The following is a 9269-nucleotide window of genomic DNA, read 5'->3' on the forward strand; positions in this document are numbered from 1 at the left end:
CCACGCTGGTAGTGCCACCGACGGCAGGGATTAGACACATTCCTGTCGGCGTCTCCTTCGATGCCGTGCACAGCGCATTGTTGATCGGCATGCGCACGATAGAAGACGGGCCAATCGCGCCGCCCTACACGCCGGCCAACGACGTCATTCTGCGCTATGCCTACACCGGGAGTGCATGGCAAGCGCCGACGGTCCGTTCTTTCCCGCGTCTTCGCAGCACGGCACTGTCGCCCGACGGGCAGGTGTTACTTGCCGCGAGCGATGATGGCATCGATCAACTCGATTCGGTGACGTTCATCAGTACCGGCTCGTCCGCCAAGCCCGTCGAGACCAACGAGTACATCAGAACGCTGGCCTTCACGAACGACGGTAACGTCGTCGTCGCCACCGGCTACAAGAACGGCAGTGGCTCGACCCGGCTGTATCTATATTCGATGAGAGATGCTTCTTTCGTCTATCCGCGCCTGCTCGGCAGCGGGCAGTTCGGGGTCAATCTCTTCTATTACGCTCAGCTCGGCGTCAGCGGCGACGGGTCGGTCGCGTTGCTTGGCGAGCCTGGGAGCGGCGGCGGCCGGCCGTTAACACAGTATCAAGCCGCCACGGGCAAATGGGTGGACTCGGCTACGCGCTACAACTATTACGCTGGCAATGCCACGACCAATGGTTGGGCTCCAGCCCTGAACGAACGCGGTACCCGTTCTGTGGTCTCCGCTGCCGTTGCGTTCGGCAATGACAGTATCCTTCGCTCGCTCGACTCAGACCTGGAACCGTCAGGTGCGTTGATGAACGCATCGGAGGGCGTGTTGCTCAGCGCCGATGGCAATCGTGCGTATGTATTGGAGCGAATTTGGGGAACGCCGAATGTTTGTTCGATTCGCGCCTTCGATTTGACGGTGCCGCCTGCGCAGGCGACCAGCACCTATTCCGAGATCACCACCGGCGGATTCCCGATCGCGCGGTCTTGCCTGTGGGCTGTCAACTCGGATCCGATCGGTATCCTGTCGCCCGACGGGCGGACCATGTTCATCGCCGGTGCTGAGGGTGTCAGCGTCATTCCGTTGCCGTGAGCCCTGAGTGGCCGCGTGCCGACGAGATTCGTGCAGATCAGCGTGTTCAATCTGGAGTGCGCAGACGATTGCGGGTTGGCACGCCCACGATGACCAGAATTCCGGAGAGGCAGACGAATCCGGCGACCAGATACATGCCGGCGGCGGTGGAGTGCGTGGTGTCCTTGATCCAGCCGATCGCATAGGGGCTGACAAAGCCGGCGAGATTGCCGAAGGAATTGATGATGGCAATGCCCGCTGCCGCGGCGGCTCCCCGCAGATAAGCGGTCGGAATGCTCCAGAACAGCGGCGGTACGCACAGAATGCCCGCCGTTGCTACGGTGAGGGCGGCCAGCGCCGCTGCTGGCTGGTCACCGAGCATGACGCTCGCGGTCAAGGCCAGGGCTCCGACGAACGCGGGTATGGCGACGTGCCAGCGGCGCTCGTCGTGCCGATCCGCGCTGCGGCCGGCGAGCACCATTGCAATCGCGGCTACGGTATAGGGCACGGCCGACCACAGGCCGATGCGCAGCGGCTGCTCGATGCCCAGTTCGGCAATGATGGTCGGTAACCAGAAGCCGATGCCGTACAGACCGGTCACGGCGCAGAAGTAGATGAGACAAGCGAACCAAACGCGCGCGTCGCGAAAGGCGTCCGCCGACGAGCCAGCAGCAGTCGTGTCGGCATCACGTCGCAGATCCTCTTCGAGCAATTGTTTCTCGCGCGCACTCAGCCATCGAGCCTGGTCGATGCGGTCGTCCAGGAAATACAGCACGCACACGCCAAGCAGCACGGCCGGGATGGCTTCGATCAGGAACATCCACTGCCATCCAGACAAATCGAACAGGCCGTCGAACGTCTGCATGATCCAGCCCGACAGCGCGCTGCCGATGGCGCCGGAGATGGCGATTCCGGTCATGAACGCGGCGGTGATTCGAGAGCGCAGCCGCGCCGGGTACCAGTTGGTCAAGTAGTAAATGATGCCGGGGAAGAAGCCGGCCTCCGCCGCTCCCAGCAGGAAGCGCACAGTGTAGAACTCCGCTGGTGTCGTCACGAACAGGGTGGCTGCAGACAACATACCCCAGGTGATCATGATGCGGGCGATCCACAGCCGCGCGCCGAGGCGGTAAAGCATCATGTTGCTCGGTACTTCCAGCAGGAAGTAGCCGATGAAGAAGATGCCGGCGCCCAGGCCGTAGACAGTCTCGCTGAACTGTAGATCGTCGAGCATCTGCAGTTTGGCGAAACCGACGTTGACGCGGTCGAGGTAGGCGACGATGTAGCCGAAGATCAATATCGGCAACACACGGCGCGTGATTTTGGCGTACGCGCGGCTGAGTGCGTCCGGCCGCGCTTGCGTACCGATGGATTCGTCAGAGATGTCGTTCAAGCGAAGTCACCGCCCATGACGAAGGCCGCCGCTGCGGCGTTCGGCTACAGCACACTGCGATGTTGATCTTGCATCTTGGTTGCGAGGCTGAAGCGGGGTTCGAGCTCGCTGTCCGGCAACTGCCCGTTGACCAATCGCGCAGCGTAGCGTCCCACCGCCGGGCCGTGTTTGAAGCCGTGGCCGGATCCGGCTCCGACCAGACAGACATTGCGCCATCGCGGATGGCGATCGATCAGGAAGTCGCCATTGGAGCTGTTCTCGTACTGGCATACCCGTGTTTCCGACAGCGGCCGCTCGGCCAGTTGCGGGAAGCGTCGCTGCAGGAACTTACGGATATCCTGCAGGCCGTTGGCGGAGGCCACGCGATCGCCCGAGTCGGGATCGATCGGGGGACCGTGCTCGTCACGCGCCACTTTCATGCCGCGCCCCTCCAGATCCGGAAATCCGTAGTAAACATCGCCATCGTTGAAGTCGGCCCAGCCGGGAAAGTGGGCGGCGTCATAGCGCGGATCGCCGGCGGGTGCGCTCAGGAAGAAGGCTTCCTGGCGCGTTGGAAAGATGCGCTGGCCCAGCAGTTGCGGGAACAGCTTCGGCAGCCAAGCGCCGCACGCGAATACGATTTGCTCGGCATGCAGTGTCTCGCCGGCTAGCGTACGCACCGTCGCGGCGGCGGCATCTTCCTCGAGCGTAGCGATGGCTGCTTGACGATACTCGCCGCCAGCTGCCACGAAATGCCGCACCAGGGTTTGCACGGCACGGCGCGACATCAACGGACCGCTCATGGGTTCGTAGATGGCGGCCTCCAGTCCTGTGGTATTCAGCAAAGGGAAGCGGCGTTGCAGTGCTGTTCGATCGAGTTCCTCGATCGCGATGCCGAGTTCCCGATGCACTTGCAGGGTCTGCTCCATGTACGGTTCCATGCGTGCGCTCATGAACAGGACGCCATGTGGCAGGAACAACGGCGTTTCCGCCGCTGCCGAGAGCCAGCGCCAGCCTTGCATCGATTCCAAGGCGAGCCGGGTATAGACCAGGTCGCGGCCGTAGCCGGTGCGGTTCATTCGCGACTCGCCGCCGGAGGAGGAGCGCGAGTGCCCCGGTCCCCAAGCGTCGACCAACAGCACCCGCTTGCCAGACTGGAGCAATTGCCAAGCCGTCCAGCTACCGAATACGCCTGCGCCGATGACCAGTACGTCGGCGCTCTGGCCCGACGAGCGTGCGCGTGGCGGCGAAGTTGCGGCATTGGTGCGTCCGCTGAGCGGCAATGCTGCTCCGGCCATTCCAGCGAGCACGCCCCGCCGAGTCATAGAACCCATGCTCATCGAGTTTTTCTCCAGGATCGCGACTGTGGCATCGTCAACGGCGGCGGACAGCGGTCGGCCACGGGCGTTCGAGCGGCAGCGTGGTGCCGTCCAGATACAGCAGCGGCGCCACCTGATGATTGACGTGCGCATCGATGACTTCGCCGACGAAAATGTCATGCGTGCCGATGGGCAGCTGCGCTTTCAGTCGCACGAAGACGCTGGCTTGCGCCTCCGGCAGAAAGGGCAGACCCAATGCGCCGGTCTGCCAGGTACCGTGCATGAAACGTTGTTCGGCGTCCAGCGGTCCGCTGAAGATCGAGCACAGCTCTGCCTGGTGGGCGTGCAGGAAATTGACGCAGGCGAGGCGGGAGCGGTCGAGTGCCTGATGCATCGAGGCGTACCGGTTGATACACATCAGCAAGGATGGCGGTTGCATGCACACGGATGTTACCGCCGTAGCTGTCATGCCGCGCCGTCTGCCGTCGTCGCAAGTCGTGATGATGGTGACGCTGCTGGCGAAACGTCGCATGGCGTCGCGAAATGCCGCTTGCGTGTCCTGCGACAGGCGCTGATCCTGCTGGGCGTTCATGATGGGCGACCGGCCAGCGCTACGGCCTGCAGCTCGATGAGAAAACCAGGTACAGGTGGTGCCGCGATCACGGTTGTGCGCGTCGGTCGCGGGGGCGCGAAGCGCTCCATGAAAACGGCGTGCCAGGCGGGTAGATCCCCGGCGTGGCTCAGGAAACATTCGATTCGCAGCACGTCGTTCAGCGTGGCGCCGTTCTGCGCCAGTATGTGTTGGATGCGGTCGATGCAGGCCTGGGCCTGCGTCAGGCAGTCGGGTGCCACCGGGCGCAGTCCGCTCGGAGTGGGCTGCGAACTCGGGTCGAGCGCGATTTGACCGCCGACGAATACCAGGCCGCCGGCGGACCGGCAGGCTGGAAAAGGTTCCGTGAATGCGTTCATGGCTGGAGCATAGAGCCTCAAGTATGTAAACGCAAATGCAAATGCATATGTAAGATAAAAAATGCCGTCAGCGCATGTACTGGCCGCCGTTGATATCGAGCGTGGCGCCGGTGATGTAGCTCGCCTGCGCCGAAGCCAGGAACGCCGCGAGCGCGCCGACTTCCTCGGCTTCGCCCATTCTGCCGACCGGCACCGACTGGATCAGTGCCTGCAGTGCCTCTTGCGGCATCTGTGCCATGACCGGCGCGCGTACCACCGCCGGCGCGATCGCGTTGACCGTGACACCGTGCGGCGCCAGTTCCTTGGCCAGTACTTTGGTGAGCGAGATCAAGCCGGCCTTGGAAACGGAGTAGTGGGCCCCGGCCAGGCGTGAGCCGAGTTGTCCGGCGAGCGATGTGATGTTGATGATGCGGCCCCAGCGCTGGGCCTGCATGTGGGGTGCGGCGAGCTGGCAGGCGAAGAAGGCGCTGCGAAGATTGATGGCGAGGACGTCGTCCCATTCCTCGGCAGTAATGGCGTTGAAGGTACGGATTGGAGTCACGCCGGCGTTATTGACGAGAATGTCGAGGCGGCCGTGACGCTCGATGATGCGCTTCACGGTCTGCTCCAAGTCCTGCCGCGAACGCACGTCGAGCGCAACCGCCCAGGCATTGCTTGCGGTTGGGTCCAGTTCGCGAGCGACCTGCGCAGCCCGGTCGTACTGCAGGTCCGCGAGCACGACATTGCAGCCGTCGGCATGCAGAGCACGGCCGATAGCCTCACCCAGCCCTTGCGCGCCACCAGTGATCAACGCCGTGCGTCGCGCGTCGGGAGTGCTGTCGTCGGGGCGTTGCTCTGTCATGATGACCTCTGCTGGTGGGAGTTCGCGATGGGCGATCGAGCATATCATTGCATAAGCATATGCATACGAGTATAGATGTCGCCGCGCAGTCATCACGCTTGCAGCGAGTGGTTCATGAAGTCGTACTACGGCATTGAAGATATAGAGAAGGCGGCGAATGCACGGCTACCGCGTATCGTGCGCGAGTACATCGCAGGCGGCGCCAGTACCGAGTACACGGTGGCGCAGAATCGCCGCGCCTTCGATCGAATAACATTCTCACCGCGAGTGATGGTGGATGTTTCGGAGCGCACGATTGCGACCACGGTTTTGGGTCAGCGCGTGAGCATGCCGGTCCTGCCGGGCCCTGCCGGGCTCGCCTCGCTGGTACATCCGGAAGGGGAATGTGCGGCGGCTCGCGCCACGGCTGCGGCCGGCTCGATCTTCTGTATCAGCAACGCCTCGGGATATTCCCTGGAGCAGATCGCCGGTGCCGGCAATGCGCCGTTGTGGTTTCAATTGTTCTCGTGTCGGGATCGAACCATTGCGCGTCAGTTCATCGATCGTGCGCGGGCCGCACGTTGTCACGCGCTCATTCTCGGCGTCGATCTGCCCATAGGCGGCCTGCGCTATCGGGACGCACGCAATGGCATGGAATTTCCGCCACGAATCCGCGTGCGTGACTTGTTGGATTTCGCGGCTCATCCACGCTGGTTGTGGAACGCATTGGTGGTTCGCCGCGCCACCATGGGGAACTACGTGGGTCTGGTCGACGGCGCATCGATGGGCGCGACCGCGAGTTTTCTGAAGGAGCGAGTGCTCACTCCGGCGGTCAGCTGGGACGACCTCTCGTGGCTGCGCAGTCAGTGGGACGGCGGCCTGGTGGTGAAAGGAATATTGTCGGTGCCTGATGCGTTGGAGGCGGCTCGGCGCGGCGCCGACGCAGTGGTGGTCTCAAATCACGGCGGTCGGCAGCTCGACTGGCTGCCCGCCACGCTCGATGTGCTGCCGGAGATCGCCGACGCGGTACATGGGCGAGCCGAGGTGTTGATCGATGGCGGTGTTCGTCACGGCGCCGATGTTGTCAAAGCGCTCGCTCTTGGCGCGCGCGCTTGTCTGGTGGCGCGACCCTGGTACTGGGCCCTGGCCGCAGGCGGCGAGGCGGGGGTGGCGCGTATGTTTCGGGTATTCGCCGAGGAGATCGAAAACGTGCTTGGCTTGATCGGCCGTCCTCGGCTGGAGCAGCTGACGCGGGAATGTCTACGCGTCGGGTAGATGTTTCATCGGGCCGAGGTACGAGCGCGCCGGATTTTGCCCGCGCGCGCAGTGGTCACCTTGCGTTCGGTTGCTCGCTTCTGGGCCTTGGGATTGGCGGCCATCGCCGGGTGCGGGGCGCCGACGAGATTCGTCAGGATGGCGTGCAGCGTGTCGTGCATTTTTCGCAGGTCCGTCTGGCTGACGCCTTGAATGGCAATCTCATGCTGTCGTGTCACGGCGGGGACCAGCTCGGCCAGCTTGTCGCTCCCCTTGGCGGTGATCTGCACCTCGACGAATCGTTCCCGCTGTATCCGCGTGACCCAGCCACTGCGCTCCATCCGGTCGACGACCCTGCTGATGGTGGCTTGCGGCTGCTGTGTGAGTTCCACCAGTTCGCCGATATTGCGGTTGCCGGTCTGCTCCAGCACCACCAGGCAGCGCCACTCGGAGCGGCCCACTTTGCGCCTCACGAACTCTTTCGACATGCCGTCGAAATATCGAAACAGCACCAGCGACATCAGATAAAGCACGTCCTCTTCCAAGCGCATCTCGGGTCTCCATTGACAGGCGTGCACACTACTTTCGCGCCTGAATTGCCCATGATAGCGCGACAGAGCCCCGAGGAGGGGGCCTGTCAGCTCAGCTGTGCGCTGGCGTGCTCAGCGCGAACTGCCGACGGCCCTGGCCGCCGCGGCTCGGGCCTCGTCCAGGTCCAGCGCCGGCCCCGTGGGCGCCAATTCTTCGCCGAATACGTTGGCCGCGAACAACCGGTACGCCGCTAGATTACTGAACGGCATGAACGGGCCGGCGTGGGCATCGCGCAGCATCCGTTCGAACGGCTGCTTGCGTTGGAATGCTGCCGAGCCGACCGCGTCGATGATTTTCTGCATGATGGCGATCGTGTTGTTGACCGGCACCATCTTGGCCAGCGCCGAGCGGGCCATGACCTCCTGGATGGTGAGTTGCTCGAAGATCTGCTCCTCACGGACTTCCTGCGCGTGGCGGTAGGCGACGGCGCGGCCGGTCTCGAGCAGCACTTCCATTTCCGCGAATAGCTGGCGCACGGCAGGGTCGGTCTGACGATTACGCCGGGCGACCTGCTGTCTGGCCCACTCGATCGCGCCGGCGCCGATGCCGCTGTAGACCGCGCCGAAGCTGCTTACGCCCCAACACAGGATGGTGCGGGCGATGGTTTCGTTGTACTGCCCGATGGGTTGGCGATGCACGACGTTGTGCTCGGGCACGAACAGCGACTTGATCTCCAGGTCGCCGCTTTGAGTGCTGCGCATGCCGGCGACATCCCAGTTGCGGACTGGCCGCAGACCGGGGGAATCGCGGCTCACCTTGAGCAGCAGCAGTTCCGGGCCGTGTACTGGGTCGTCGTGCTGTACCGAGACCGTGAAGTCGGTGGCCACCTCGATATTGGTACAGAACACTTTGTAGCCGTCGACGATGTAGCCGCCCGGCGCGCGTGTGGCGCGTGTCTTGGCGCCCATGATGACGTTCTCGACGCCGGGTTCGGAAGTGAATCCGGCCCAGACCAGCGTGTTTTCGCCGGCTCGGCGCAGCACGTCCTCGATGGCCGGATTGCGGGTGATGCGCCAGATGCCGGCCCATTGTCCGATCGGCGTGAGGTGCATGTTGACGGCCAGTGCCGTGGCGGCATCGCCCATAGCCAGCCGCTCCTGGGCCAGCATCAGTTCGTAGAGTGACGCGCCCATGCCGCCGAATTCTTCCGGCACCGTTAAGCGCAGGTAACCGCAGTCGCGCATCAGGTCGTAGTTCTCGAACGGAAACGTGCCGTCGCGGTCGTGTTCGGCGGCGCGCAGCGCGAAGTCGTCGGCCAGGCGTGCCGCCAGCTCCACGATAGTGCGCTCGCGTTGATTTGCAGGTCTTCTCATCGGTTTGCGTCTCTTGCTGTTTCCTGAGTCGGCGGCTTCTGCGTGATGTCGCCGTCGAGTGCAGTAGATGTAGCGGATGTGTTAGCGGAGGATTTCGCCACGGCCGTGCCCAGGGGCGTGCCGTTGGCGAGCGCGGCGCGGAGCATGCTCTCGCGTCGTATCAGGACCGCTGCGCGTTCGAGCACCTCGGACTGCATGCTGGCCGGAACGATCACGACGCCATCGTCGTCGGCGACCAGCAAATCGCCAGGCTCGACGTCGATGTCACAAACCTTCAGCTTCACACCATGGAGCACCACGTCGGCTCGGCCCATCGCCCGTGCAGGCAGACTGCCGCGTGCGAATACCGGCAGCTGACCCCTACGCAGGGTGGCGCTGTCGCGCACGTAACCTGTGCAGACCACTCCAAGAGCACCGCGCGCGCTGGCTGCCGTCGAAGTAACGTCGCCCCACGCTGCGCACGGTAGGTCCTGTGAATGAAGCAGCAGGATGGCGCCGGCGGGTAGGGCATCGACGGCAGCGATCAGGCCTTCGCTATGGAGTTGTCCAGGGCCGATGCTGGTCGAGAGCAACGCCGGATACACCGGA

The 9269-nt window shown here is 63.6% G+C and carries 9 protein-coding genes and 1 pseudogene; 2 read left to right on the forward strand and 8 right to left on the reverse strand.

The genetic code is table 11. The features are described 5' to 3' along the window. Positions 1 to 1067 (forward strand): annotated as a pseudogene (locus tag JNL55_RS18060) (WD40 repeat domain-containing protein); the annotation flags it as partial. A gap of 46 nt (positions 1068 to 1113) precedes the next feature. On the opposite strand, the gene JNL55_RS18065 reads toward JNL55_RS18060, so the two are convergent. From JNL55_RS18065 to JNL55_RS18085, 5 genes are all read right to left on the reverse strand, one after another. Next, the gene (locus JNL55_RS18065; protein ID WP_293856658.1) at positions 1114 to 2340 is read right to left on the reverse strand and encodes an MFS transporter; all 1227 of its coding nucleotides are present in this window, start codon (positions 2338 to 2340) and stop codon (positions 1114 to 1116) included. Positions 2341 to 2480: 140 nt separating this feature from the next. Continuing rightward, entirely contained in the window at positions 2481 to 3755 is a 1275-nt protein-coding gene (locus JNL55_RS18070) for an FAD-dependent oxidoreductase (protein WP_293856660.1), read from the reverse strand. A 34-nt stretch (positions 3756 to 3789) separates the two neighbouring features. Next, a complete protein-coding gene (locus JNL55_RS18075; RefSeq protein WP_293856662.1) occupies positions 3790 to 4326 on the reverse strand; it encodes a flavin reductase family protein in 537 nt (178 codons plus the stop codon). Further along, positions 4323 to 4703 (reverse strand): RidA family protein, encoded by a 381-nt coding sequence (locus tag JNL55_RS18080; RefSeq protein WP_293856664.1) that lies wholly within the window; start codon positions 4701 to 4703, stop codon positions 4323 to 4325. The genes JNL55_RS18075 and JNL55_RS18080 overlap by 4 nt, the downstream gene beginning before the upstream one ends. Before the next feature lie 67 nt (positions 4704 to 4770). Continuing rightward, entirely contained in the window at positions 4771 to 5544 is a 774-nt protein-coding gene (locus JNL55_RS18085; protein WP_293856666.1) for an SDR family NAD(P)-dependent oxidoreductase, read from the reverse strand. Positions 5545 to 5619: 75 nt separating this feature from the next. Here JNL55_RS18085 and JNL55_RS18090 point away from each other — a divergent pair, with 75 nt between their 5' ends. Next, entirely contained in the window at positions 5620 to 6798 is a 1179-nt protein-coding gene (locus JNL55_RS18090; RefSeq protein ID WP_293856668.1) for an alpha-hydroxy acid oxidase, read from the forward strand. Between the two features lie 5 nt (positions 6799 to 6803). Here the strand turns inward: JNL55_RS18090 and JNL55_RS18095 are convergent, their stop codons facing one another. From JNL55_RS18095 to JNL55_RS18105, 3 genes are all read right to left on the reverse strand, one after another. After that, entirely contained in the window at positions 6804 to 7328 is a 525-nt protein-coding gene (locus JNL55_RS18095) for a MarR family winged helix-turn-helix transcriptional regulator (protein ID WP_293856670.1), read from the reverse strand. 111 nt (positions 7329 to 7439) lie between these two features. Next, positions 7440 to 8681, reverse strand: coding sequence for an acyl-CoA dehydrogenase family protein (locus JNL55_RS18100; protein ID WP_415923104.1), 1242 nt, complete (start codon positions 8679 to 8681; stop codon positions 7440 to 7442). Then, positions 8678 to 9269, reverse strand: a 592-nt coding sequence (locus JNL55_RS18105; protein ID WP_293856674.1) for an RraA family protein, incomplete at its 5' end; no start/stop codon positions are given. The genes JNL55_RS18100 and JNL55_RS18105, both read right to left, overlap by 4 nt.

Origin of the sequence: Steroidobacter sp. (assembly GCF_016790065.1) — a bacterium.
Classification (GTDB): Bacteria; Pseudomonadota; Gammaproteobacteria; order Steroidobacterales; family Steroidobacteraceae; genus Steroidobacter.